The sequence below is a fragment of the Dietzia sp. UCD-THP genome (genome assembly GCF_000349585.1).
GTDB classification, from domain to species: domain Bacteria; phylum Actinomycetota; class Actinomycetes; order Mycobacteriales; family Mycobacteriaceae; genus Dietzia; species Dietzia natronolimnaea_A.
This window is the reverse complement of the sequence record NZ_KB714657.1, coordinates 138,152-163,558: the sequence shown is the minus strand read 5'-3', so window position 1 is coordinate 163,558 and position 25,407 is coordinate 138,152. Positions and strand designations below refer to the sequence as shown.

Sequence of the window (25,407 nt, the reverse complement as noted above, 5' to 3'; positions counted from 1 at the left end):
CCGGCTCCCACACGTCGCCGACGAGCATCCCGGCCGCGCCGGCGATCGTGAACGACCGAGGCTCGACGGTCTCGATCTCCAACTCGCTACTCGTCATGGTGACCCTTCCGCTCGCACCCCCACCTCTGCGGTGGAACGTGTTCCCATATCGGTTCTATCACGAGTCCCCGTGGGCCATTCGCGCGGCGAGATTCCCGGCTCCCACACGTCGCCGACGAGCATCCCGGCCGCGCCGGCGATCGTGAACGACCGAGGCTCGACGGTCTCGATCTCCAACTCGCTACTCGTCATGGTGACCCTTCCGCTCGCACCCCCACCTCTGCGGTGGAACGTGTTCCCATATCGGTTCTATCACGAGTCCCCGTGGGCCATTCGCGCGGCGAGATTCTCGGCCACCGCGAGAACCGACAGGTAGGGGCCGCACCGCGGCAGTATCGGGAACACCGAGGCGTCGGCGACCCGCAGCCCCTCGCACCCCAGCACCCGACCCGAGTCGTCCACGACCTCGCCGATCCGCGCCGACCCCGCGAGGTGCTGGGACGTCGACCGGATCGGATCCGGCCCCGGCGCGCCGTCCGAGATCCCCAGTCTGTCCGCGACCACCCCGGCAGCCCGCTCCAGCGCGGCCGCGTCGTGGGGGTCGTCGGCGAGCACCACGTGAGGACCGCTGCCCGCGGTGGTCTCCCCGCGGAGTCGGCCCCGCCCCACGGGATTCATCAGCGCCACCCCGATCCGGTGCGGCTGGGGCTCCAGTCCCGGGATCACCCGGTGCATCGGAACCGCGTAGGGCCGCACCTCGATCTCCTGGGGGCCCGTCGGCCCGGGCAGCGTCAGCCGCGCCACGTGCGAGAGCAGCGGCGGTGGGACGAGCGGGCCGTCCTCCGCGGCGCCCGCCTCCACCTGAATCCACCCGGGCGGCAGGTCGAGCAGGACCTCCGGGTGCTCCTGCGTGCTCTGCCCGACCGGGTGGCCGGTCTCCGGCCCGATTTGCGAGGCCAGCAGGAGGACGGCCGTGCCGATGGTCCCCGCGCACAGGATCACCTCCCGGGCGGCGATCTCGTCGTCGTCGTCGAGCACCACTCCGACGCACCGACCCCCGGGGCGACCACCGGCCCACACGAGTTCCCGGACCGCCGAGCCCGTCACCACCCGCACACCCGCGCCGGCGGGGTCCCACGCGTCGAACGCGGTGACCCGCCGCCCGTCCCGCCGCGCCTGGGCGATGGCGGACACCCTGCCGGGGAACGCCGCGGCCACCCGCGCGGCGACGGGTCCGGCCGGGGCCAGCCGCGGGCGCAGACGTTCGGTCGCCCTCGCCAACCCCACCGCGTACCGGCGGGGCCAGTCCGGACCCCACCCGGCGAGGTCGGAAGGACGCGCCGGGGTGCAGTACCCGCCGTTGACCGCGCCCGACCCCCCGAGGGTCTGCCCCCGGGGCAGCTCCAGGCCGGCGCTGCCCAGTGCCGCGCGGTACCGCGTGATCACCCGCGACCCGGGACCGATGTCGAGCACCCCTGCCCGCGTGGGCACCCGCTCCCCTCCCGCCTCGAGATGGACCACGTCCCTCCCCGCCTCCGCGAGGCGACGGGCCATCACGCATCCGGCCGGGCCCGCACCCACCACCACCACGTCCGCGTCGTGCCCGCCCCAGGGCCTCATCGCTTGAGTTCCGGGCGCAGTGCACCGATCGACCGCGCCGCCCACGCCGAGCGCCACACCCCCACGCCGTACGCCAGGTCGTCCAGCCGGTGCAGGATCACGTGCCCGAGCGGTTCGTCGACCGGAAGCCGGCCCGGTTCGCGGGCGGCCCACCAGTGCCACAGTCCCTCGGCGACCGCCGCCACCGCGACCCGCCGGCGCAGGCCCCGTGCGAGGCGCGAGCGCGAGCGGGCCGTCGCGACCAGGGCGAGGGCGGTCAGGGGCCAGTAGGGGCGCAGCAGCGCCTCGGGGAGCTGGCGGATCGACGCGACCGATCCGCGCGACACCAACTCGGCGGCGGCGGTGGCATCGCCGGTCAACGCCCGGGTCCGGCCCCACGCCCGGGTCCACGCGCCGGCCGCCACGAGGAGTCCGACGGGGGTCCCGCTCCAGAATCCCAGGGCCACCGCGAGCGACCACGGTGCCGCGACGGCGGGGGCGACGGCCGCCCCGTGTCGATCCGCGAGCGGGGCCGCGCCGGTGCCGTAGAACGCGCGTCGCTGCAGCACTGGCGCCAGTGCGGTGCGGTGCCGGTGGGCGACCCGCGAGGCCGGGTCGTAGCGGATCAGTCCACCCGCCCGGTCGGTGCGCCAGCACAGGTCCACGTCCTCGGCCACGCGGAGCCGCTCGTCGAACGGGCCCGGCCCCGCGGCACCCGGCACCGGGGGCAGCCGGTCGGGACGCACGGCCAGGGCCGCGCTGGGCACGTAGGCCACGCGGGTCCGCGGTCTGACCCGCGCCGGTTCGTGCCCCATGTCCAGGGCCGAGCGCGCGGTCTCGTACCCGCGGACCCAGAACCTCCCCGGGTTCGCCGCCACGATCCGAGGGGCGACAGCCGCCACCCGCGGATCGTCGAGGTGTCGCAGCAGGGGTCCGAGCCACCCCGGCCGCGGGAGCACGTCAGCGTCCAGGTAGACCACCACCTCGGCACCCGCCGACACCGCGACCGCGGTACCGGTGTTGCGCGCCGCCGCCGGGCCGCGCGCGCTCGCGTGTCGCACCACGCGGACCGCGGCGGCGAGCGTGGCGCGGGTGGACGAGGCCGGCGCGGCCAGGGGAACGGTCGACCCGTCGTCGACGACGACGACCCGCAGGCCCCTCGCGAGTTCGGATGCCAGGGCGTCCAGAACCGCGGCGACCCCGGCCGCGTCGTCGTGGACGGGGATCACCACGGCCACGGTCGAGAGCTCTCGCGTGTCGGGCCCGCCGACGTCCGGGTGGGCCATCCCGCGGTCAGTGAGCGCACGCGCAAGCGCGGCGCCGGCGGCGGTCCCGGTGGGCACCGCGTCACCGTCGAGCAGCGCCGCCACCCCGGGCGCCGGGGTGACCAGGGTGACCGGGTCCCCGCCGAGGACCCGGGTCAGGCCCCCGCGGCGCAGGATCCGGGTGCGTCGGTCCAGGACGACACGCCGGGCGACGTCCGGGGCGGTCACCGCAGCATCCCGTCGGCCTCGCCGGGTGCCCATCGTGCGATGCGCCCCCGTGCGTCGGCGATCAGCTCGTCCCACAGTCGACGCCCCTCGGAGGTGGTGGCCGTCGTCGGGTCACCGAGCACACCGGAGGGGCTCACCGCACCCACCCCGCCGTCGCGCAACCCGGGCAGGATCTCCTGCAGGGGCCGGGTGCATCCGGGGGCCGCGCGGTCCATGCGGACCAGCTCGGGGTGCAGGTGCAACATGAGCGAGGTCTCGACGTGTCCCGCGTGGGTGTCGGAGGGGTCCACCGACGTCCGGCACGGCAGCCACGCGGCGTCGCGGCCCTCACCGCGCAACAGCGGGATCGCCCGTCGCAGCGCGTCGACGTTGCCACCGTGGCCGTTGACCACGAGGAACCCGGGCGTGTGGACGGAGACCGACCTGCCGATCTCGACCAGCACCTGCACCAGCGCCCCGGTGCCCATGGACACCGTGCCGGGAAACGACTGGTGCTCCCCGCTCGCGCCGAACGCGAGGGCGGGCAGCACGTGGACGCCCGCGACCGCGAGGGTCCGCGCGGTCGAGGTGGCCAACAGCGTGTCCGTCTGGGCGGGCAGGTGCGCGCCGTGCTGCTCGGTGGCACCGAGCGGCAACACCGCCAGACCGGTCTCGATGATCAGGCCGGTCTCGATGATCAGACCTTGATCGCGCCCATGTCGACGGTGAAGGTCGACGCGGTGATGGTGCGGGAGGCGTCCGAGGCGAGGAACAACACCGAGTCGGAGATGTCGTCCGTGGTGGCCATCCCCATCCCCAGGATCGGCGTGAAGTGCGGGAGGAACTGGGGCATGTTGGTGAAGACGTCGTGGGCCGCGGGGTCGTCGGCACCCATGGGGGTCAGCACACCGTAGGGGTGGATCGTGTTGACCCGGATCCGGTGCTCACCGAGTTCCTTGGCGGCGGTCTGTGCGAGACCCACCACTCCGTACTTGGAGGCCGAGTACGGCGACTGGACAGGCATGGCCTTGAGTCCCGCGACGGAACTCACCAGGACGATCGACCCGCCGTTGTCCGCGGCGAGCATGTGCGGGATGGTGGCCTTGAGGGTCTTCCAGTACCCCGTGAGGTTGACGTCGATCGTGTCCTGCCACTGCTGCTCGTCGATCTCCCAGACCTTGCCCCAGTTGCAGATGCCCGCGTTGGCGATCACCACGTCCAGGCGGCCGCCGAAGTGCTCGACCCCGCGGGCGACCAGGTCCTGCTGGAACGCCAGGTCGCGGACGTCGCCGACCTCGGCGAGGATCTCCCCACCCTCGGAACGGACCTTCTCGACCGTCTGCGCGAGGTCCTCTTCGGTGGCCGCCTTGTACCCGACGTAAGCGGAGGGCGATGCGCACAGGTCCAGCCCGATGATTTTCGCACCCTCGCGGGCGAAGCGGATGGCGTGCTTGCGGCCTTGGCCACGGGCGATGCCGGTGATGTAGACGACCTTGCCGTCGAACTCTCCCACTGCGGTTCCTTTTTCTCTACAGACGTAACGGGGTGGTCCGGACGGGCCGCCCCCCGGTCACTCTCCCAGGCGACGCATGAACCCGTCGGGGATCACGTAGTCATCCCTGCTCAGCTCGGAGATGGAGGACTTGCTCAGCCCGATGAGGCTGGAGTCCAGGCCCGAACGCAGAATGTCCAGCACGTTCTCCACGCCCGCCTGCCCGTTGGCGCCGAGGCCCCAGAGGTAGGCGCGGCCGATCATCACGGCGCGGGCGCCCAGAGCGAGTGCCTTGGCCACGTCGGAACCGCGTCGGATCCCGCCGTCCATCAGCACCTCGACCCGGCCGTCGACGGCGTCGACGATCGGCGCGAGGCAGCGGATCGAGGCCGGGGTGCCGTCGAGGTTGTTGCCGCCGTGGTTGGAGACCGAGATCGCGCTGACGCCCGCGTCGACCGCTCGCCGGGCGTCGTCGATGCGGGTGATGCCCTTGAGCATGACCGGCCCGTCGTAGTTGTCCACCACCCACGCGATGTCGTCCCACGTCGCCGGAGGAGTGCCCATCCACTCGCCGTAGGCGCCGAAGAAGGTCGGCCCCATCTCCCCCTGGTGTACGAGATTCGGCGTGGTCAGGTCGGGGAAACGCTTGTTGGTCACCACGTCACGCGCCCACTCGGCGGCCCAGCGCGGACGCACCGCGATCTCCGGGGCCAGGGTGAGCATCGCCTTGGCGTCGAGCTTCTCCGGGATGGTCGGGCTGCCCCAGTCGCGCCCCATGGAGAACGACCAGTCGGTGGTGAGGATGACGCCCGCGGCGCCCGCGGCCTTGGCCCGCTCCAGTCGCTCGAGAACCTTCTCCTTGCCGCCGAGCCAGTAGACCTGGAAGAACGTCTGCGGATTCGCGGCGATGACCTCCTCGATCGGCTTGGAGGCGAAGGAACTCAGTCCCATCGCGGTGCCGCGGGCGGCGGCCGCGCGGGCCACGTCGACCTCACCGTCCGGGGTCACGGCCTGGACGCCGGTGGGCGAGATCATCACCGGGAGGCTGATGGGCTGGCCCATGACCGTGGTGGCCATGTCCCGCTCGGCCTTCGCCCCGATCACGTGCGGCTTGGGACCCAGTTCGGCGAAGGCGGCCGTGTTGTCGTCGATCGTCACGCCCTGCTCGCTCCCGGCCACCAGCGCCATGTAGACGCTCCGGGGCAGCTTCTTCTTGGCGCGGCGCTGGGCCTCGGCGACCGATTCGAACCAGGGATTGGTGCGCCAGGGGTTTGCCTCGGCGATCTTGGACAGGCGTGACACGGGAAGGGCTCCTTATGCAGGACGTCGGTGGGGGCGGGCCGGACGGTCCGGTCAGACCGGGGACTCGTCGCACAGGCTGGTGGGCCTGCGCGGAGGGGTGGTGATGAGGGTCAGTGGGACGGGGCCGGTGGGCTGCTTGCGCGCTGCCAGCCCCTTGACGCGGGAATGGTCCTGGGACGGCGAGGGGATGTTACGCTCGGCGGCGAGCAGTCCCTCCCCGTACCCCTGCACGCACTCCGGGTCCGGCCCGTCCATGGGCAGGCCGGTGAAGAACTTGGCCGCCATGCAGCCGCCGCGACAGCTGTCGTAGAAGTTGCAGGACGCACAGGCGCCGGCGGACTGGGGCTCGCGCAGCTCGCGGAAGAGCTCCGAGGTCTGCCAGACGCTCTCGAATCCCCCGTCGGCGACGATGTTGCCGGCCAGGAAGTTGTCGTGGATGGCGAACGGGCAGGCGTAGACGTCGCCGATCGGGTCGATCAGGCACACCACGCGGCCGGCGCCGCAGAGGTTGAGGCCGGGAAGCGAGCCCTGTCCGTCGCCGAAGGCCGACAGGTGGAAGAAGCTGTCGCCGGTGAGGACGTTGGACCCGTGCTCGACCAGCCAGTCGTAGAGGTCCTTCTGCTGCTCGGGAAGCGGGTGGAGGTCGTCCCAGACGTCGGCTCCGCGGCCGGAGGGACGCAGGCGGGTGATGCGCAGCGTCGCGTCGTACCGGTCCGCAAGCGCCTTGAACTCGTCCAGCTGGGTGACGTTCTCGCGGGTGACCACCACGGAGATCTTGGCGTCGGTGAACCCGGCGTTCTTGAGGTTCTCCAGGGCCCGGACGGCCATGTCGAACGAGCCCGGACCGCGGACCGCGTCGTTGACCTCGGCCGTGGCGCCGTCCAGCGAGATCTGCACGTCCACGTAGTCGCTCGCGGCCAGGCGCTGCGCTACCTTCTTGTCGATCCGTACGCCGTTGGTCGAGAACTTCACTCCCACCTGGTGGCTGGTCGCGTAGTCGACGAGTTCCCAGAAGTCGGGGCGGACGGTGGGTTCGCCACCGCCGATGTTGACGTAGAAGACCTGCATCCGCTGCAGCTCGTCGATGATCGATTTGCACTGCTCGGTGCTCAACTCCCGGGGGTCACGCTTGCCCGACGAGCTCAGGCAGTGCACGCACGCGAGGTTGCAGGCGTAGGTGAGTTCCCAGGTCAGGCAGATGGGGGCGTCGAGGCCGCGCTCGAACTGGTCCACCAGGCGGCCGACGGGCGCGGGTGCCGTGCTCGTCGAGGGGGCGTCCGGGCGGCTGAGGGTGCTGGTCATGGGGTCTCCTCGATCATGCGCGAGGCGGCGAGCTGGCCGAGCGCGTGCAGGTACAGGCGGGCGGTCGCGGGGTCGTCGATCGACACCCCGACGGCAGCGCACGCCTCGCGGGCGGTGGGGTGATCGGCGAGGACGCGGACCACCTCGACGATGGTCGGCGACTTGAGAAAGCTGAGCTTGCGGGTGTGGAAGTGGTAGAGCAGGGCCCCGAACGGCTCGGGACGCAGCGCCACTCCGGGGTGCAGGCGCCAGCCGGCGTCGAGGTCGAAGGCCGCGGGCGCGGCGTCCTGTCCGGCGCCGGCCGGCGCTGCTGCCGAGGTCATCTCAGTAGACCCCACACATGCCGTCGATCGAGACCTCCTCGATGAGGGCCTCCTCCAGCACTACCTCGGTGTTCTGGGTGTTCTCCACGGCGATTCCTCTCGTCGGCGGGTTGGGTGACTCACCACACGCGGTGAGATCTGCATCATATTGACACCTAGTGCCAAATGCAATGGGCTGCGCACAACCCGTCCCCGGGATGCCTCTAGGCTTGGCGGTCATGGGGATTACGGAGCCTTGTAAATGACGGAGCCTTATCAATGACGGAGCCGAACGACAGTCGCGCGCCCGGGCGGCGTCCGTCCACGACGCGCGCCTCGATCGTAGCCGTGGCGCTGAGGCTCTTCGACCGTCAGGGATACGAGGCGACCAGCGTCGACGAGATCGCCGAGGCCGCGCACATCTCCCGGCGGACGCTGTTCCGCTACTTCCCCGGCAAGGCCGCGATCGCGTGGGGCGAGTTCGACATCCAGATGGACGGGATGCGTCGCCAACTGGCCCGGATCCCGGCCGACACGCCACTGAGGGACGCGCTCGCGGACTCCCTTGTCACCTTCAACACCTTCCCGGACTCCGAGACGCAGGTGCACCGCCTGCGGATGGGACTACTGCTCGGGGTGGACGAGCTCCAGGCCCATTCGACGCTCATGTACGCCGACTGGCGCAGCGCCGTGGCCGAGTTCGTCGCCGCGCGGCGCGGGGAGTCGGTGCACGACCTCATCCCCGCCGCCACGGCTCACGCGGCGCTCGGGATCGCCCTCTCGGCATACCGGCGGTGGGTCGACGAGCCCGACGCCGACCAGGCCCGGTTGCACGCGCTCCTGCGTGACGGCACGCGGATCCTCGCTTGATCAGGCGGCCGACCAGGCAGCCCGCACCACCGCGAATCTACCGGGGAGTAACATCGGCGCGGTGACCGATACCGCGCCCTCCACCTCCGCCCCCACCCCGACCTTCCGCCTGTGGCAGAAGGCGACCCGCCTCCCGCTGGGCTCGCGCCTGTTCAGCGCCGCCGTCAGCCTCAAGGCGCCCTACTTCCGGACTGCCCTGCCGCACGTCGTGGAGCTGCGCCCCGGCCGGTGCGTCGTCCACGGCCCCGGCTGGTGGGGCAACCGCAACCACATCGGGACCTTTCACGTGATCGCGGCGTGCAACCTGGCCGAGATGGCGATGGGCATGCTCGCCGAGGCCACCGTGCCGGCCACCCACCGCTGGATCCCCGTGGGGATGAACGTCCGCTACCCGGCCAAGTCGACCGGCGGCATGACGGTCACGGCCGAGTGGACCGACATCCCCGACTTCGCGGCCTTCACCAGCGGCCAGGACGTCGAGGTCCCCCTGCGCTTCGTCGACGACGCCGGCGTGGAGCCCGTGGCGGGGACCATCACCATCCGGGTCTCCCCCAAGAAGAAATCCTGACGACGACCTGCCTCACGGCGAGCCGGTCCGCGGGTCCGTCCCGGGTCAGTCCCGGGTGCGGGCGTCGAAGGCCTTGACGGCGATCGGCGCGATGATCACCGTCAGCCCGACGATCCACAACAGCGACGCCAACACCGGGTGCTGCAGCGGCAGCGCCGCGTCCGGCCCCACGGCGGGGGCGTTGCCCCAGAGCTCACGCATGGCCTGGACGACGGACGCCAGCGGGTTCCACTCAGCGACCGGCCGCAGCCACACCGGCATCGACTCCGGCGGCGCGAACGTGTTGGCGAGGAAGGTGATGGGGAAGATCGTGGTGAACATGACGCCGTTGACCGACTCGATGGTCTTCAGGCGGGACCCCACGACGATGCCGATCCAGATCATGACGAAGCCGAAGCCCAGCAGGATGAGGTAACCCAGCACCGCGTCGACGAGCCCGCTCCGGATCCGCCACCCCACGATGAGGCCCGTCAGCGACATGACCACCACACCGATGGACGAATGGATGAGGCTGGAGGCGCTGCGCGCGATGAGGATCGACGCCCGCTGGATGGGCAGCGACCGGAAGCGGTCGATGATGCCCTTGTTGAGGTCGTTGCACAGCCCGGAGGCCACGACGAACGACGAGAACGCCATGGTCTGCGCCATGATCCCCGGGAGCAGCCACTCCCGGTAGTCCACGCCGCCGGCCACGGCGATCGCGCCGCCGAAGACGTAGGCGAACAGCAGCACGAACATCACCGGCTGGATGGTGACGTCCGCCAGGTTCTCGGGCTGGCGACGGATGTGGAAGAGGTTGCGGCGCACCAGCGCGGAGATCTGTCGGCTCAGCGGCGGCCCGTCGGGACGGTCCGGCATCTCGAACCGCTCGTGGGTGGCGGAGGTGTGGGCGGGGTCGGCGACGGTGCTCATACCCGGTTCTCCTGTTCGATGGTGTCGGCGCCCGCGGTGTCCCGCGCGCTCTCCGGATCCTCGGCCCGGCGGCCGGTGAGGGAGAGGAAGACGTCGTCCAGACTGGGGCGCTGGAGCCCGATGTCGTCGAGCTCGATCCCGGCCTCGGTGAAGGCGGCGGCGATCCCCGCCAGCGCCGAGACGCCCTCCGACGGCGCGGTGAGCCGGCGGGCGTCGCGGTCGACGTGTAGTTCCCCGATCCTTCCGTCGAGGACCCGCACGGCCTCGTTCACGTCATCCGGTCGCGAAACGGTGATGACCAGGCTGGCGGCACCGGACCGGTCCTTGAGCTGCAACGGGGTGCCCTCCGCGATCACGCTGCCGTGGTCGATCACGATCACCCGATCGGCCAGCTGATCGGCCTCGTCGAGGTACTGCGTGGTGAGCAGAAGCGTGGTGCCGTCTCGAACCAGGTCGCGCAGCACGTCCCACAGTTCGTTGCGCGACCGGGGATCGAGCCCCGTGGTGGGCTCGTCGAGGAACAGCACGGGCGGGGCCGCGACGAGGCTGGCCGCCAGGTCGAGCCGGCGGCGCATGCCCCCGGAGTAGCTCTTGGCCACCCTGGTCGCGGCGTCGCTCAGGGAGAACTTCTCCAGCAACTCATCCGCGCGCGACTTCACCCTCTTCTTGGGCAGTCCGTACAGGTCCCCGATCAGACGGAGGTTCTCGCGCCCGGTGAGCAACTCGTCGACGGTGGCCGCCTGGGCGGTCAGCCCCATGGCCTTGCGCACCGCGGCGGGTGCTGCCGTCACGTCGTGGCCGGCGACCCGCGCGGTGCCCGAGGTGGGTGGGCTCAGCGTCGTCATCATGCGGATGGTGGTGGTCTTGCCGGATCCGTTGGGGCCCAGCAGTCCCAGGACCGTTCCGGGCGGGACGGAGAAGGAGATGTCATCGACGGCGGTGAAGTCGCCGAACTTCTTGACGAGGTGTTCCGCCTCGATCGCCGGGGCGTCGGACGGTGGTGGGGTACTCACTCGCCACAGCGTGCCGCGCCGGGAGGGGGTAGTCAAGGCACGCATCCACCAATGCGGACCGATCCCGTCCTGAGCGCCGGCCGGCTGTCTCCCAGCCTGCGTTCAGCCCTGGACGGCATCGGCGATGCGGGGAACCAGGGTGTCGAGGGCGTACGAGATCGACAGTGGGGTGTTGACGGAGATGGCCTGGCGCTCCGCCGGGGTCAGGGTGAGGAGCTCTGCGGAGAACCGGCCGAACAACTCGTTGTACTCGGTCGGGACGAAGTTCTGGTCGTCGGTCAGGAACAGGACCACGTCGCCGTCGAGCATCGCCACCTCTTCAGACGCCACCCCACCGTGACCACCAGGGCCCCGAGGAACGCGAACCACACATACCCGGTGATCGAGGACACCCCGAAGACCGCGACGCCCAGCGCGACGAAGAACGCCGCCCCGGCGTTCACCCCCAGAATGCCGGGGTCGGCGAGCGGATTACGCGTCAGCGCCTGGATGAGCGCACCCGACACCGCGAGCCCGGCCCCGACCGCGAGGCCTGTCAGCGTCCGCGGCAGCCGCATCTCCCACACGATGAAGTGCTCGTCGATCGCGAGGTCGGAGTTCCGGAGTGCCTCCAGCACCGTGGACAGCGGGATGTCCTTGGACCCGACCGCCACGCTGAACAGCACGGCGACCGCCAGCACCGCCAGGAGAACCAGGAGTCCGACCGAGCGGCGGGCCGTGGTGCCCGCCACCCCCCGGCGGGAGCCGCTCCGGAAGCGGGTGGGCACGTCGGTGCCCGTCGTCATGGTCGTCGTCATGTCAGGTGCGCGCCTCGCCCTGACGCCAGCAGCACGACCGGCGTACGTCGAACGCTGCTCTCGCGGCGGTATGGGGCCGGGCAGGGGTCATCATCGTGGACCTCCATCCTCATCCGCCTGAACATAGGTCAGCCTATCCTTACCGATTAGGCCCGGGGTCACGCCCCCTGGATGCACCTCTTCCCGTGTGGTACCTCGCATCGCCCCCGGCGTATCGTGGAGAGGTTGCCGCGAGACCCGCCCGTCCCGCGTTGATCCGTTCCCCCGAGCAAAGGATGACCGGTACCGATGAGCCCCATGTCGACCATCCCGCCCACGATCGCCCGTTCGTGGTTGCTCCTGCCGGCAGACAAGTCCGAGCGGTTCGACGCGGCCGCGGACTCCGAGATGGACGTCGTTGTCCTGGACGTCGAGGACGGGTGCCGTCAGTCGGAGAAGGAACGCGCGCGTCGCGAGGTCCGCCAGTGGCTCGAGGCCGGCAATCACGCGTGGGTCCGCATCAACGACGTCCGCTCCCCCGAGTGGGAGAAGGACCTCATGGCGCTGGGCCACTGCCCCGGTCTGGACGGGGTGATGTTGGCCAAGACGGAGAACCCGGAGCACGTCTCGCTCACCGCCGCCCGGTTGGCCCCCGACACCCCGATCGTCGCGCTGGTCGAGTCCGCCGACGGTCTGGCCGCCGCCACGGAGATCGCCAAGACCGACCAGGTGGTGCGCCTGGCCTTCGGTATCGGCGACTACCGCCGCGACACCGGCATCGGCTCCTCGCAGATCGCTTTGGCCTACACCCGGTCGCAGTTCGTCGTGTCCAGCAGGGTCGCCCGGGTGGCCCCGCCGATCGACGGTCCCACCATCTCCAACGACACCCAGGTCCTCATGGACGCCGCCGAGCACGCGGTCGAGATGGGCATGACCGGCAAGCTGTGCCTGCGGGTGGACCAGGCCCCGTACATCAACGAGGTCCTGTCCCCCTCGGCCGCCGACGTCTCGTGGGCCGGGTCCGTGATCGACGAGCTGGGCCCCGGGGGCGAGCGGTGCCGCGACGGCGCGGACCTGCCGCGACTGGCCCGCGCGCAGAAGATCGCGCACCTCGCACAGGCGTACGCCGTCGTGCGCTGACCTGCCTCAAGGGTGAGTCAGCTCCGGGGTGAGTCAGCTCCGGGGTGACTCGACTCAGCGGGGCGACTCGCCGGTGACCAGCGGCAGGTCCGGATCGCCGGCCCACGCGTTCATGGAGCCGTCGTACACCGCGATGTCGTCGCGGCCCACGAGCGCCAGGGCGTGCGCGACCCCGGTCGCCGCGATGCCGCCGCCGCAGTAGGTCACGACGGTCCGGTCGTCGTCGAGCAGTCCCGCGTTCTCGAACTCGCGACGCAGCTCCTCGGTCGGGCGGAGAGTGCCGGTCTCGGGATCGCGGAGCGTGAAGACCGGCAGGTTGATGCTGCCGGGGATGTGGCCGCGGCGGGCGTAGGTGTCCACCTCGCCGCGGTAGGTGGGTTCGTCCAGGACGTTGACCAGGACGGTCCGCTCGTCGTCGAGCGCGGCGGCGATGTCCCGGGTCGAGCGGAACAGCTCGGGGCGGCGCGTGCCGGTGAAGGTGCGCGGGGTGGGCTCGGGGACCACGTCGGTCACCTCGTAGCCGGCGGCCTTCCAGGCGGGCAGCCCGCCGTCGAGAACCGTCACGTGCTCGAAGCCCTCGTAGCGCAGGTGCCACCAGAAGCGGGTGGCCCAGAAGCCGTCGTGCTGGTCGTAGACGACCACGGTCGCACCGTCGCCGATGCCGAGGGCGCCGGCGGCCGCGACGAACCGCTCGTGGTCCGGCGCGGTGAAGGGCTGGGGGGCGTCCGGGTCGGCGAAGTCCACCAGCAGGTCGGCGAACACGGCGCCCGGGATGTGCACCGGGCGGTAGGTCTCGGCCCCGGACGTCAGAACGGCCGGGCCGTCGGTGGGAACGCGAAGGTGGGCGGTGGCATCGACGACGACGAGGTCGGCATCGTCGAGATGCTGGTGCAGCCATTCGGGGCTGACGGTGAGGGGCGGGTGCGGTGTCGTGGCGGTCATGACGCTCCTTTCGTGAGTCGTCGACCGCCGAGGGTAGGCGGACGCACTGCGGCCGGGGGCGGTGAGTGCCCCCGGCCGGAGTTGGCGCGATGTGTCGCCGGGTTACTGCGTCGCTGGGTTACTACGTCGGGGTCAGTGGACCCGCTGGAGGCGGACGTTGACGAACTCGCCGAGGCCCCAGCGTCCGAGCTCCCGGCCGTAGCCCGAGCGCTTGACGCCGCCGAAGGGCAGGCCGGCCATGGTGGTGCCGTGCTCGTTGACGTAGGCCATGCCCCCCTCGAGCCGGTCGGCCACCTCGGAGGCCTTGTCGGTGTCGGTCCCCCACACGGAGCCGGACAGCCCGAAGGGGGTGTCGTTGGCGACCCTCACGGCCTCATCCAGGGAGTCATAGCCGTAGACCATGGCCACGGGGCCGAAGATCTCCTCGCTGTAGGCGTCCATCTCCGGGGTGATGCCGGTGAGGACGGTGGGCTCCATGAACGCGCCCGGGCGGTCGATCGCCCGGCCGCCGGTCACGAGGGTCGCACCCTGCTCGACAGCGCGCTCGACCTGCTCCACGACCCCGTCACGGGCGCCCTCCGAGGACAGGGGGCCGAGCGCGGTCCCCTCATCAGCCGCGGGGCCGACCTTCGTCCCCTCGTACAGGTCGCGGAGCCTGGCCACGAACTCGTCCTTCATGTCTTCGGGCACGAACATCCGCTTGGGTGAGTTGCAGGCCTGCCCGCAGTTCGACAGTCGCGCCTTGCCGACAGTCTCGACCAGTTCGTCGAGGTTGTCGGTGTCCAGGACGATGAGCGGGTCCGAGCCGCCCAGTTCCAGGACGCTGGTGGTGAGGTTCTCCCCCGCCACCTTGGCCACGGCGGCGCCGGCGCCCTCGCTGCCGGTGAGCGAGACGCCCTTGATCCTGGGGTCGGCGATCATCTCGGCGACCGTGTCGCTGGAGGCGTAGACGTTGACGTACGCGCCCTCCGGAAGCCCGGCCGCGCGCTGCACCTTCTCGATGGCCGCGGACGAGCGCGCGCAGATGCTCGCGTGCTTGAGCACGATGGTGTTACCCAGCAGCAGGTTGGGGGCCGCGAACCGGGCCACCTGGTAGTAGGGGTAGTTCCACGGCATCACGCCGACCAGGGGCCCGACCGGCTCGTGGGTTATACGGTTGAGGCGCGCACCCGGCACGTCCAGCGTCTCGGGCTCCAGCAGCTCGGGGCCGTGTTCGCCGTACCAGCGGTAGATCGAGGCGGCGAGCTTGACCTCGCCCTGCGCCTGGTCGGGGAGCTTGCCCATCTCGGTGGTGATGGCCTTGGCCAGCTCCTCGGTGTGCTCCTCGAACGCGTCCGCGATCGCCAGGAGAACCTTCGCCCGCTCCGCGACGTCGGTGGCGCGCCAGGAGGCGAAGCCCTCGGTGACGGTGGACAGGATCCCGTCGACGTCGTCGGTCTGGTCGTACTCGCTGTCGGTCGTCCCGGTCGACGGATCGTGGGTGACGTACATATGGGTCCTCCCGTGGTTCGCGTCCGCCGGGTGATCGACCCGGCTCTGCTCGCGACGGTAGGTCAGGCTTGCCTCGCCTGCATCCGGTCGGGAACCCCGTGCAGGGGTGTGCCGCATGGGTAGCGACTCGGCAACGGACACGAGTGAGGTTTCGGGCAAGGTAGCCCCGCGCCCGACGGCTTCGCCCGTCGGCTCCTCTAGCGCGTGGGGCATGTTCATGAGCTACGGCATCGCCGTTCATACCGCCGACGCGGACTTCATCGTCGGATCCATTCTCTCGGGAGCTGCACCATGGCTTTCGCTCTCGTCCGAAACCACTCTGGAATACGCCTTATTCGGAGACGACAGCCCGTTCGCCAACTGGGTGGGAAACGAACCGCGGGAGTGGGAGCTACTCCCTACGCCGGAGTCGCAGTTCCTCACCCACGATCTCGGCGAACGCGTTCGGACCTGGGTGCGAGAGTTCGCACGGTGTGCGCATGTCGATTGCTGCGGTCTACCGGCAGTCGGAGGTTCCACGTTCGTCGACACCGCTCTCGAAGGACTCAGGCTGGCCGATCTCATCAGAAGCGAGCTTCCCTACTACTACGTGGAAGCGACCTTCTTCGACTCGGTCCCCCAGGCTGTCATTGATCGGCTCGACGCGGAAGTCCCCGACCGGTCGCGATTCCGAAAGATCTATGGCAAGAGGGACGTGATCGATCGGCAGGCAATGCCGTTCCAGCCGTTCGGCAGCAGCCAGATGCCGCCCGAGCTGTCCACGATGTCGGCCGCGATAATGGCGAACGTGGATCGCTACGGTGGCCGCGTTGTGGATCCAGCCGCAGACGTCTGGGGCGATCTGGACGCCTGGCAGGCCCGATATAACGAGAACTTCCTCGGCCTCCCCGACCAACGGGGCCACACCCGTCGATGGCGCCCCGGGTTCGATCGCCTTGGATGGATGGCCGAAGGCCTCGCCCTACAACAGGAGTCCCACACCGCGCTGGAGGGCGTGCACCTGGCCTGCGGAGCGGCCTACCTCGCAGTGTCGAAGGACGAGTGGGATTCGATGCTCGCGGTTTACCTCGAGAACAACTCCCCAGGGCCAGGCCACGCTGGCCCATCCACTGTCGAGGGGGCGCCATGACACGACTGCATCAGACTGCTACAGGTGTAGTGCCGGTGTGCCGGGCGTGGGACGTCGGTGATCCCCGCCTGATCCTCTGGTCACCGCCCTGGAAAGGCCGCTGACCCCGGTCACCGGACATTCAGATTCCGGGGTCCACGAACCGCACGGCGGCCCGCCAGGGTTGGATCACTCAGGGGCTGGGTCACTCAGATTGCGGTCCTCATACCCGCCGCGTTGGTCAACCCCATCCCTGGGCCGCGCGGCGGTCGGCATCGGCCATTCCCTGGTTTCCCTGACTCGCTGCCCGCGAGATCTCCGAGAGCATCGCCTGGAGCGCAGCAGCGGCCTGGTCCCAGTCGTTCTGGTGTGCCTGGTAGGCGACGGCGGCGTCACCCTCCCATTCGGCGACGAGCGGCGCGAGGTATGCCTTGAGGTCGTCGAGGGTGGTCCGCAGCGCGGTGGACGCCGAACCGACCTGGCCGACCAACGCCTCGATCGGGCCGTGGTTGTAGGTGATCTGTCCTGAGGTCATGAGTCTTCTCCCGATTCGAGAATGAGTGGTCAGATGTTCAGAGGGCCGGAGGCGCCGACTCTGCTGATGGCCTGCGCGGAGTCCTGATCAGCGGCGTCGAACGAGGTGCTGTTGACCCGCATGGTCTCCGAGATCCCTGCCAGGGCGGAGTTGAGCTTGGCGCTCTGCTGCTGCCACTCCGTCATGATGGTCGCGAACCGCGCCTGCGCGGCGCCCCGCCACACAGATCCCCCGAGCTGCGACACCGAGTCCCGGACGTTCCCGAGTAGTCGATCGATCTCCATGTTGACCTCGTCGACCCGCCTGGCCGCGGTGTCCATGGTCCCGATGTGGGTGTTGAAACCGGCCATCTCGTCCTCCCCTTGTCGTCCTGCGGCCCCCTCGTGGGTCCGTCACAGTGTTCGACGCCGCTACGTCCGCGATCGGTTCCATCCTCATCGCCGGTCCGAGCAGACTCAGGCATCCTCGTGGAGTCGCAGCGCCGCCTCGACCGGAGCGGTCTCCGGCACGACGAAGGAAAGCAATCTGGCCTGATCGCAGGCGTCCACGACTCGCTCGCAGTTGCGTCCACGAGCCAGAACCTCGGTTGACCCGGTGCCCGCCTCACGCCTCGCTCGTCGGAGGGTGGTCACCGCATCGATCACACGGGACACCTCGTCGTCGCGCATCGAATCCCGGCGCGGGTCCCAGCGGTGAACGACGGCCCGGTCGATAAGGGTCAGTTCCCCGCGTGTCCGTTCCACGAGGCTCACCGTGGTCCGGGCCTCGGATGCCTCCACGCACACGGCCCAGCGGGCTGACGAGGAGGGCAACGCCTCGGCGGTCACCAGCGCGGAGCGGACGATCCGCGGAGAGAGACCCAGTCCCTCCGCCGCGGCGACCAGTCGAGCGGATCGGGTGTTGCCCCACTCACTGGGAACGAGGAGCACCACGCCGTCGCCGTCCCCCGCCCCGCCCCACCGGAGGGCCCTGGAGACGGGCGCCGCCAGGAGTTCGTCCACGGGAACGGAGAGCCCCGCCACCTCGGTGCGATCCCGGTGGGTTCTCGCCACCGGATCGAGCAGACACCGGTCCGGGTGGCGGAGAGCGAGGGAGTCGACACGGTCGGAACACTCGATCCGATCGCCACCCGGGGGCAACGCTGTCCCGTAGACACCGGCGAGCACCGAGGTCGGCGTGACCGACGGGGACAGGACTGTCGACGCCGACGCCGACGCCACCGCGAGTCCGGAACACGAGAGGTCGACCGCGAGGGTCACGCCCCGGCGGGTCACGCCCCGGCGGGTCACGGCTCCGCCAGCGCGGTCTGCACCAGACGGACACCACCGTTTCGGGTGACGAGCCTGCCACGACCTGCCGGCATGGGCGTGGGACGAACCCCTCCGAGAAGGGGCCCCTCCTCCCGGCTCCCGGACATGATGAGGCCGGCGCCGCCCAGATCCCGGATCCTTCCGACGAAGGGGTCGTACAGGGCTCGAGAGGATCCCGCACACCGCCGCGCGAGAACGACGCAGAAGCCCATGTCGCGGGCGTGCGGGAGGAAGCGGGCCAGTGGGGTCAGCGGGTTTCCCGCACCCGTGACGACCAGATCGAGGTCGTCGACGACGAGGTGGATTCGAGGACCATCCCACCACGATCGCGACCGGAGCTCCTCCGGAGTGACCTCCGCGCCGGGCATCCGCTGCTCGAGAATCTCCACGAGGTGCTCGACCATCGGCGTCAGCGCGGTCTCGGTGGCGGCGTACCCGGCGAGGTGGTCCCCCTCGACCTCGCCCAGCATGGTGCGGCGATAGTCCACCACGATGATCTTCGCCGACTGCGCGGTGTTGCCGGAGACCAGTCCCCGGGTGACGGCCCGCAGGACGGAGGTCTTGCCGCACTCCGAATCGCCCAGCACCATCATCAGCGGATCGGCGTCGAGATCGGCGTAGACGACCTTGAGGTCGGATTCGTCCACCCCGAGCGGCACGCGTGAACGGGTACCGTCCGGTCCAGGCCGTGCCAGACTCGCGAGCTGGCCGTACGGCAGGGTCTCCGGAAGCATCCTGACCGGCGCCGCGGCGACGGGGCCCGCGAGTTCTCGCCACCGCTGCGCCAGATGCCGGGAGGCCGAGACGGTGGCGTCGGCGATGCCCTCCGGGTCGACGAGCCCGTCGAGTCTGGGTTGGAAGATGAGCATGTGGTGTCGGTCCCGGGTCAGACCCCGTCCGGGTGAGGCGGGTACGGTCACCGCCGCGCGGCGGTCGATCATCGAATCCGTGGGATCGCCCAACCGGAGTTCGACCCGCGTGCCGAGCGCGTCCCGCAGCGCCGGTCGGAGATCGGCCCACCGGGCTGCCGACAGGACCACATGGACTCCGTAGGAGAGACCGTCCGTCGCGAGCCCCAGGACCACCTGCTCGAGATCCTCGACCTCCGTCCTGAACGCCTGCCAGCCATCGATCACCAACATGATGTCGGGGTACTCGGCGACCGATCGGCCATCACGCTGGATACGTCTGCGGCGGGCGTGATCGATGGAGGTCAGGCCCTGCTCACGGAACGCCGCTTCTCGCCGCTTGAGTTCGGCGTCGACCTCGGCGATCGTCCGGCGAACCTTCTCGTCCTCCCCGCGCCGGGCGACTCCGCCCACATGAGGGAGCGGGGAGATCGACTGGAGGGCCCCGCCACCGAGATCCACGACGTAGACCGAGAGCCTGTCGGGCCCGGTCGTCGCCGCGGCGGCCAGGACCAGGGTGCACAAGGCCGTCGACTTGCCCGACCTCGTCCCGCCCACCACCGCCACGTTGCCGTCCGCCCCGGAGAGATCCACCGACCAGATGGCTCGACGCTGCTCGAAGGGCAGGTCGACCTCCGCGAGCGGAAAGCTCCGACACGGCGGGTCGGTGTCGCCCGGGACCGTCGGTTCTCTGCCCACCGCCGAGTCGAGGGCCGCTCCGGCACCCAGCGGCGGGAGCCAGACCTCGTGCGCGGGTCGCCCGTGGCCGGAGAGTCGGCCGACGAGAACGTCCAGCAGACTCGAGCCCTCCTCCAGATCGTCCCGACCGTCGTGCTCAGCCGGGCCCCGTCGATCGGAGACGGAGTCGATGGCCGGAGGGGCGGGAGCGGCCACCGGCATGAACCAGGACGTGAAAGGCCGCACCGTGGCACGGGCGACCGGTGCCGCGACGGACACCCCCTCCCGCCGACGATCCTCCTGGTAAGGGCCCGAGACGTAGGCGGCGTCGAAGCGCACCGGTTCACCGGAATCGACCTTCAGGAAGCCGGCGCCCGGCGTGGCGGGCAGGTGATACGCATCGCTCACGCCGAGGACCGTGCGGGACTCGGTCGCGGAGAACGTCTTGAGCGCGATCCGGTAGGACAAGTGACTGTCGAGACCCCGCAGTCGCCCCTCTTCGAGCCGTTGTGATGCCAAGAGGAGGTGGATGTGCAGACTGCGCCCGAGCCTCCCGATGGTGAGGAAGAGCTCCGCGAACTCCGGCTTGGAGGACAAGAGTTCGGAGAACTCGTCGACGACGATCACCAACGCGGGCAGCGGGTCCAGCTGGGCACCCCTCGCCCGCGCCGCCTCGTAGTCGCCGACCCCCGCGTAGTTACCTGCCGCGCGGAGCACCTCCTGGCGCCTGTTCAGTTCCCCCTCGAGCGCGTCCCGCATCCGGTCGACCATGGTGATCTCGGCCTGGAGGTTGGTGATCACGGCCGCCACATGGGACAACGACTCGAGTCCGAGAAACGTGGCCCCACCCTTGAAATCCACAAGGACCAGGTTGAGCGCGTCCGGGTCGTGGGTGGCGACGAGACCCAGGACGAGAGTGCGGAGGAACTCGGACTTGCCGGAGCCCGTCGCGCCGATACACAGTCCGTGCGGTCCCATCCCGCCGTGTGCGGCCTCCTTGAGATCCAACTCCACCGGGGCACCATCCGGGCTCACACCCACCGGCACGCGCAATCGATCACGTTCGCCTCGCCGGCGCCACGCCACCGCCGGGTCGACCCTGGCCGCCGACCCGATCCCCAACAGGTCCGGCAGCCCCGGGACGCGCCTCGTGGACGTGGAGCCGTCCGCGTTGGTCACGGTATCCGCGGTCCGGTATCGCGCGAGCGCCATGGCGAGTCGCTCCGCTTCCGGAAGGCTCATGGGATCCGCTCGCGCGATCTGCTCCTCCCCGGACTCGGTCCGTACCGAGACGTCGCCGTCATCGTGGACCCGGACACACAGCCCGAGCCTCGTCGCGAGGCCGCGTAACTGGCCGGCGCGACTACCGGAGACCTCCAGGACGGTGACCCCCTCCAGGCCGTCCTCCGCGACCAGTCGCTCCGCGCCGGTGACACCCACACCGTCCACCACGACCACGAGGTGAGGCTCCCTCGGCCGATGCGTCGCGCCCGCCCCGAAGGCCGGGCGGGCCGCGATCTCCTGGGCGAGCATCGATTCGACCCCGGCGAGGGAGAACTCGGTCAGTCGTACCCGTCCGCCGCCGTCCGTGTACGTCGGATGCTCGTGGTGGGGTAGCCACTTGAGCCACTCCCATGCCCGACGTGCCTGTCCCTCGCTCGCGGCGACCGCGATTCGGACGTGGTCGGGCCCGTGGGTCACGGCGAGGCCCGCGAGCGCGGCCCGGACGGCGGCGCGCACCACGTCGACGTCGCCGTCCAGGGAGACGACGGGGAACGCCCGCAACTCCAACGCCACCGGCAAGCCGTCCACCACCGAGTGGACCCTGACGAAACGCCTCATACTCACGACCGAGACCGGTTCGAGGTCGTCCACCGGACCGGTGTCGGGCGCGGACAGCCTCGTCGCCAGCGACTGCCGTCCGGGACCCAGTCGTGCGGTGAGGTAGTCGGCATCGCCCTCCTCCCGCTCCCACATCCGTGGGGTCCCCACCAGCGCGGGCAGTTCTGCCGGGTCCGGGTGACTCCACAGCGCGGCCTGCCGTTGCGCGGTCGCGATCCCGCGGACCTTCTCCCGGGTCTGCCCGAGATAGCGCAGGTAGTCCTTGCGCAGTTCGTCCGTCTCGCCGGTCTTGTTGCCGCCGGACAGGGTTCCGGCGAGCATGCCGACGGCGGACACCGCCATCATCACCGGGAAGAGCATGAACATCGGATTGCGCATCATCCCGGTCCGCATCATCACGACGACCATGCCGGCCACGGCGACGACCAGGATGATCGGGAGCACGATCTGGATGAGTGGCCTGGGAGTGGGCCGGGGCAACCCGGGAGGAGTCTGCAACTCGAGCTCACCGGTCGGCACCGCCGGCGGCTCGACTCGCTCGCCGCGGGTGAAGACCACGTCGCCCATCCGCGTCCTCCTCCCTACTGATGCCCCGACTCATGCCCCGGCTGACGCCCCAACTGATGCCCGCCGCCCAGTTCTCGGCCGAGCGGTTCCAGACCGCCCGGCCCCCACCCGGCACCGGAGGAGGACCCCCCACGAGTGCGCCCCGCCATCAACAATGGTCGCCGTGTCGAACCGCGATGTTAGGGCAGTTCACCTCGCGACGGGGGCCTCAACCCACCGGGAGGACAGCGCCGGTGAGTCGGACGAGTGGAGGATTCTGGGGTGACGGAACAGAACGAGCTCCGGGCGGTCGCGTCCGGCGTCGAACCGCTGGACCAACGTCGGGTGTCGATCGTGTGCCGCACCACGCGTGTCGATCTGAGCCTGCCGGCCCACCTGGAACTCGTGGCCGTGATCCCTGAGATCGTCGACCTCGTCCGAGATCGGATCAGGGCGGCCGCGGGGCCTGCCTCGCACGTGGACGTGGACTCTGAGATGGGCGGCTGCGCGAACGGGTCATGGCAGCTCTCCAGGCTGGCGGGCGGGCCGCTGGCCATTTCCGAAACCCTCGCCCAACAGCGCGTGCACGACGGGGAGATCCTCGTGCTCGACCACCGGCCCGTCCCCACGCCGGCGCCACTGTTCGACGACGTGCTCCAGGGTCTGACCGATCCCGACGTCGCACGCTCCCGTATCTGGGGCCGCCGCGACGCCGTCGCCACGGCCACCTCGACGGTCGCGGTGGCCGCGCTGGCCGCCGCCACCGCGCTCGTCACGCAGTGGTGGCACACCGGCGGAGTCCTGACCCCGCTGGTCGCGGCCCTGCTCGCCGCGGTCGGCCTCGCGACGGTCCTCGCCCTGCGTCGGTTCGACGTACCCGGGTCGGCTCACGCCGTGGCAGCGGCGGCGACCATCGGGTTCACGGTGATCGCGGCCGGCACCATCGGCGCGGCCCCCGTCGGAGCGGGGAGTGTGGTGGGTGGCCTGACCGCGGGCGCCGTGGTCGCCGGTGTGCTGCGGTGCACCATCTTCCGCCCGGCCCCCGGTCGGTCGTACGGTCTCGCGGCGGGATACCTGGCCCTGGCGCTGCTGACGTCCGTGGGTGCGATCTCCGCGATGGTCACCGCGTACACGACCGTGCCGGTGCACGCCGTCGGAGCCGGTGTGGTTCTCGTGGGCCTGCTCATCCTGACCGCCGCGCCCGGCGTCTCGGTCGCGGCGGCCCGCATCCCGATCCCACCGGTCCCGGCTCCCGGGGAGGATATCGAGGTAGGCGATCTCGGCCATGTCGGTCGCGACGTGGATGCGGGGCATCCCGACGACCTGCGGAGGCACGGACCACTCCCGACACCGGCGACGCTCAGGCACCGCTTCCTCACCTCGCGCTCGTGGCTCACCGGCCTGCTGTCCGCAGGGGGCACCGCATGTACGGCCGGCGCGCTCATCGCGTTGACCGGCACCGGTGCATCCCCGGGATGGTCCGCTCCTCTGGCGCTGGTGGTGATCGTGATGCTGATACTCCGCGGGCTCGGTTACTCCGATCGGGTCCACACCTCGGTGCTACTGGGGTCGGCTCTGGCCCTGGCGGGCGGTGTACTGATCGGGGCGGCGTTCACCCACACCTCGCCGATCACGGTCGTCGTCCCCGCCGCCGCCGCGCTCGCCGCTGCTGTCGCCATCACGGTGGCGGCGCTGCCGCAGGTGGAACTCTCCCCCGCCGCGCTGCGTGCGGTCGGGACGATCGAGGTGATCGTGATCTGTGTGATGGTCCCGCTCGCGGTAGGGGCCATGGACGTCTTCTCGACCGTCCGTCAGCGATGAGACCGGTCGGGTCGCTCTCCCTCGCCACCACGGTGGCGATGCTGACCGCGCTCGGTGCGGGCAGTCCGTCGGCGATCGCTCTCGAGCGACCCTCCATCGACGGCCCCCTACCGGAGGTCGGCCCTATCGATCACGTCGCCGCGGAACCCGGTGGGTTGAGGCTCAGCGGCCCCTGCCGCACGACCGCTGCAGTCCTCGACCCGTCCGCCCCTCCCCCCTCCGCGACATCCGGTGACCTCAGTGCAGCCTGGATCCACGGAAAGGGTGAGGGGCAGGTGGTCGCCGTCATCGATACCGGGGTCAACCCCGGCCCCCGGTTGCCGCGCGTTCGTGGCGCAGGTGACCTCGTGCCCGGTAGGGACGGCACCGAGGACTGCGATGCGCACGGCACACTCGTCGCCGGAGTGCTGGCCGCGACCGAAGACGACTCGGGGCACTCCGGTGTCGCGCCGGGCGTCGAGATCGTCTCCATCCGGCAGTCGAGCAGCGTCCTGACGACCTCGGGACGCCCATCCGACGACTCCGTGGCCGGGTCGGGTGTCGGCACGCTGACCTCCCTCGCCAGGGCGATCCGCGCGGCCGTCGACGCGGGCGCGAGCGTGATCAACATCTCCGAGGTCGCCTGTGTTCCCGCCGGCACCCCACTGGCGGACGAGACGCTCGGCGGAGCGATTCGCTATGCCGCCGTCGACCACGACGTCGTCCTGGTGGCGGCTGCAGGAAACGTCGGCCAGACCTGCGGAGACCAGAACCCCGAATCCCCGGACCCCGCGCGAGCCGGAGATGACGGGTGGGACGACGTGCTCACGGTGGCGGTACCCGCCTGGTACGACGATCACGTGCTGGCCGTGGGCGGCGTGGGACCGGACGGGGCGGCCGCGGACTTCTCGCTCCGGGGCCCGTGGGTCGATGTCGCGGCCCCTGCGGTGGACCTACGCTCGGTCGGTGCGGACGGAGCGGGGGTGTCGGACCTCGTCGTGGACGGGAACGGAACCCGTACCGCCATCAGTGGGACGAGTTTCGCCGCTCCGTTCGTGGCCGGCACCGCCGCGCTCGTCCGGCAGGCCTATCCGGGTCTCACCGCTCGACAGGTGATCGCGCGCATCAAGAGCACTGCCATCCCCGCGGCCGGCGGCCGCGATTTCGCGGTGGGCCACGGGGTGGTGGACCCGGTGGCGGCGGTCACCGGGGTCCGTCGGTCCGGTCGCCCGGTGCCCGCGTCGACGACCATCGCCGCACCACCCCCGGACCCTGGTCCGGTCGGCGCGGGCCCGGGTGCGATCGTCGCGGCCGGGTCGCTCACCGTCGGGGGTGTCATCCTGGTCGTGGCGGCTCTGGTCCGGCCCCGAGGCCTCCGTGACCACGACAACCGACCCGGGCGCTGAGAGGCCTGCCCCGAACGGACGCCCCCGACCGGATCACGTCCGCCGTCGCACGCT

At 70.7% G+C, this 25,407-nt stretch carries 24 protein-coding genes; 6 read left to right on the top strand and 18 right to left on the bottom strand.

What is annotated here, in order from left to right; genetic code table 11:
• Positions 1–351: 351 nt before the first annotated feature.
• From mftG to mftA, 8 genes are read right to left on the bottom strand one after another with little or no spacing between them, the layout of a single operon-like run.
• Positions 352–1,659, bottom strand: a complete 1,308-nt coding sequence (gene mftG / locus H483_RS36030; RefSeq protein ID WP_081615244.1) for a mycofactocin system GMC family oxidoreductase MftG — start codon at positions 1,657–1,659, stop codon at positions 352–354.
• On the bottom strand, positions 1,656–3,131 hold the full coding sequence (gene mftF, locus H483_RS36025) for a mycofactocin biosynthesis glycosyltransferase MftF (protein ID WP_017838250.1): 1,476 nt from the start codon (positions 3,129–3,131) through the stop codon (positions 1,656–1,658). The genes mftG and mftF overlap by 4 nt, the downstream gene beginning before the upstream one ends.
• Positions 3,128–3,811 (bottom strand): mycofactocin biosynthesis peptidyl-dipeptidase MftE, encoded by a 684-nt coding sequence (mftE, locus tag H483_RS36020; RefSeq protein ID WP_042330174.1) that lies wholly within the window; start codon positions 3,809–3,811, stop codon positions 3,128–3,130. Before mftE ends, mftF begins: the two co-directional genes overlap by 4 nt.
• Positions 3,808–4,623, bottom strand: coding sequence for a mycofactocin-coupled SDR family oxidoreductase (locus H483_RS36015; RefSeq protein ID WP_017838248.1), 816 nt, complete (start codon positions 4,621–4,623; stop codon positions 3,808–3,810). Before H483_RS36015 ends, mftE begins: the two co-directional genes overlap by 4 nt.
• Before the next feature lie 57 nt (positions 4,624–4,680).
• Positions 4,681–5,904, bottom strand: coding sequence for a pre-mycofactocin synthase MftD (gene mftD, locus H483_RS36010; protein WP_017838247.1), 1,224 nt, complete (start codon positions 5,902–5,904; stop codon positions 4,681–4,683).
• A 51-nt stretch (positions 5,905–5,955) separates the two neighbouring features.
• On the bottom strand, positions 5,956–7,206 hold the full coding sequence (mftC, locus tag H483_RS36005; protein ID WP_017838246.1) for a mycofactocin radical SAM maturase: 1,251 nt from the start codon (positions 7,204–7,206) through the stop codon (positions 5,956–5,958).
• A complete protein-coding gene (gene mftB / locus H483_RS36000) occupies positions 7,203–7,529 on the bottom strand; it encodes a mycofactocin biosynthesis chaperone MftB (protein ID WP_017838245.1) in 327 nt (108 codons plus the stop codon). The genes mftC and mftB overlap by 4 nt, the downstream gene beginning before the upstream one ends.
• A 1-nt stretch (position 7,530) precedes the next feature.
• The gene (mftA, locus tag H483_RS40630; RefSeq protein ID WP_081615243.1) at positions 7,531–7,749 is read right to left on the bottom strand and encodes a mycofactocin precursor MftA; all 219 of its coding nucleotides are present in this window, start codon (positions 7,747–7,749) and stop codon (positions 7,531–7,533) included.
• Between the two features lie 38 nt (positions 7,750–7,787).
• Here mftA and mftR point away from each other — a divergent pair, with 38 nt between their 5' ends.
• Positions 7,788–8,378, top strand: a complete 591-nt coding sequence (gene mftR / locus H483_RS35995; RefSeq protein WP_017838244.1) for a mycofactocin system transcriptional regulator — start codon at positions 7,788–7,790, stop codon at positions 8,376–8,378.
• A 61-nt stretch (positions 8,379–8,439) separates the two neighbouring features.
• Positions 8,440–8,946, top strand: coding sequence for a hotdog fold domain-containing protein (locus tag H483_RS35990; RefSeq protein ID WP_031265211.1), 507 nt, complete (start codon positions 8,440–8,442; stop codon positions 8,944–8,946).
• Positions 8,947–8,991: 45 nt separating this feature from the next.
• Here H483_RS35990 and H483_RS35985 read toward each other — a convergent pair whose 3' ends face one another.
• Genes H483_RS35985 through H483_RS35970 form a run of 4 tightly spaced genes read right to left on the bottom strand, consistent with a single transcriptional unit; the run spans position 8,992 to position 11,668 of the window.
• Positions 8,992–9,858, bottom strand: a complete 867-nt coding sequence (locus H483_RS35985; protein WP_017838242.1) for an ABC transporter permease — start codon at positions 9,856–9,858, stop codon at positions 8,992–8,994.
• Positions 9,855–10,916, bottom strand: coding sequence for an ATP-binding cassette domain-containing protein (locus tag H483_RS35980; RefSeq protein WP_371204835.1), 1,062 nt, complete (start codon positions 10,914–10,916; stop codon positions 9,855–9,857). Before H483_RS35980 ends, H483_RS35985 begins: the two co-directional genes overlap by 4 nt.
• 57 nt (positions 10,917–10,973) lie before the next feature.
• Positions 10,974–11,180 (bottom strand): hypothetical protein, encoded by a 207-nt coding sequence (locus tag H483_RS35975; RefSeq protein ID WP_017838240.1) that lies wholly within the window; start codon positions 11,178–11,180, stop codon positions 10,974–10,976.
• Positions 11,150–11,668: an iron ABC transporter permease gene (locus H483_RS35970; RefSeq protein WP_052308393.1), complete on the bottom strand. Its 519-nt coding sequence runs from the start codon at positions 11,666–11,668 to the stop codon at positions 11,150–11,152. The genes H483_RS35975 and H483_RS35970 overlap by 31 nt, the downstream gene beginning before the upstream one ends.
• Positions 11,669–11,965: 297 nt before the next feature.
• Here H483_RS35970 and H483_RS35965 point away from each other — a divergent pair, with 297 nt between their 5' ends.
• Entirely contained in the window at positions 11,966–12,787 is an 822-nt protein-coding gene (locus H483_RS35965; protein ID WP_017838239.1) for a CoA ester lyase, read from the top strand.
• A gap of 54 nt (positions 12,788–12,841) precedes the next feature.
• On the opposite strand, the gene H483_RS35960 is transcribed toward H483_RS35965, so the two are convergent.
• Positions 12,842–13,729: a sulfurtransferase gene (locus H483_RS35960; RefSeq protein WP_017838238.1), complete on the bottom strand. Its 888-nt coding sequence runs from the start codon at positions 13,727–13,729 to the stop codon at positions 12,842–12,844.
• A 132-nt stretch (positions 13,730–13,861) separates the two neighbouring features.
• A complete protein-coding gene (locus H483_RS35955; protein ID WP_017838237.1) occupies positions 13,862–15,220 on the bottom strand; it encodes an NAD-dependent succinate-semialdehyde dehydrogenase in 1,359 nt (452 codons plus the stop codon).
• 211 nt (positions 15,221–15,431) lie between these two features.
• Here H483_RS35955 and H483_RS35950 point away from each other — a divergent pair, with 211 nt between their 5' ends.
• On the top strand, positions 15,432–16,349 hold the full coding sequence (locus H483_RS35950; protein WP_017838236.1) for a hypothetical protein: 918 nt from the start codon (positions 15,432–15,434) through the stop codon (positions 16,347–16,349).
• Between the two features lie 220 nt (positions 16,350–16,569).
• Here H483_RS35950 and H483_RS35945 read toward each other — a convergent pair whose 3' ends face one another.
• The 4 genes from H483_RS35945 to H483_RS35930 all read right to left on the bottom strand — a co-directional run bounded on the left by H483_RS35945 (position 16,570) and on the right by H483_RS35930 (position 22,168).
• Positions 16,570–16,863 carry a WXG100 family type VII secretion target gene (locus H483_RS35945; RefSeq protein WP_017838235.1) on the bottom strand — a complete coding sequence of 98 codons (294 nt, stop codon included), beginning with the start codon at positions 16,861–16,863 and terminating at the stop codon, positions 16,570–16,572.
• A 29-nt stretch (positions 16,864–16,892) separates the two neighbouring features.
• Positions 16,893–17,213: a WXG100 family type VII secretion target gene (locus H483_RS35940; RefSeq protein WP_017838234.1), complete on the bottom strand. Its 321-nt coding sequence runs from the start codon at positions 17,211–17,213 to the stop codon at positions 16,893–16,895.
• A 105-nt stretch (positions 17,214–17,318) separates the two neighbouring features.
• On the bottom strand, positions 17,319–18,152 hold the full coding sequence (locus tag H483_RS35935) for a hypothetical protein (protein WP_017838233.1): 834 nt from the start codon (positions 18,150–18,152) through the stop codon (positions 17,319–17,321).
• Positions 18,149–22,168 carry a type VII secretion protein EccC gene (locus H483_RS35930; RefSeq protein ID WP_017838232.1) on the bottom strand — a complete coding sequence of 1,340 codons (4,020 nt, stop codon included), beginning with the start codon at positions 22,166–22,168 and terminating at the stop codon, positions 18,149–18,151. The genes H483_RS35935 and H483_RS35930 overlap by 4 nt, the downstream gene beginning before the upstream one ends.
• Positions 22,169–22,429: 261 nt before the next feature.
• Between H483_RS35930 and eccD the strand changes: the two genes are divergently transcribed.
• Together eccD and mycP are read left to right on the top strand one after the other, a co-directional pair.
• The gene (eccD, locus tag H483_RS35925; RefSeq protein ID WP_017838230.1) at positions 22,430–23,968 is read left to right on the top strand and encodes a type VII secretion integral membrane protein EccD; all 1,539 of its coding nucleotides are present in this window, start codon (positions 22,430–22,432) and stop codon (positions 23,966–23,968) included.
• Positions 23,965–25,353: a type VII secretion-associated serine protease mycosin gene (gene mycP, locus H483_RS35920; RefSeq protein WP_017838229.1), complete on the top strand. Its 1,389-nt coding sequence runs from the start codon at positions 23,965–23,967 to the stop codon at positions 25,351–25,353. The genes eccD and mycP overlap by 4 nt, the downstream gene beginning before the upstream one ends.
• Positions 25,354–25,407 lie beyond the last annotated feature (54 nt).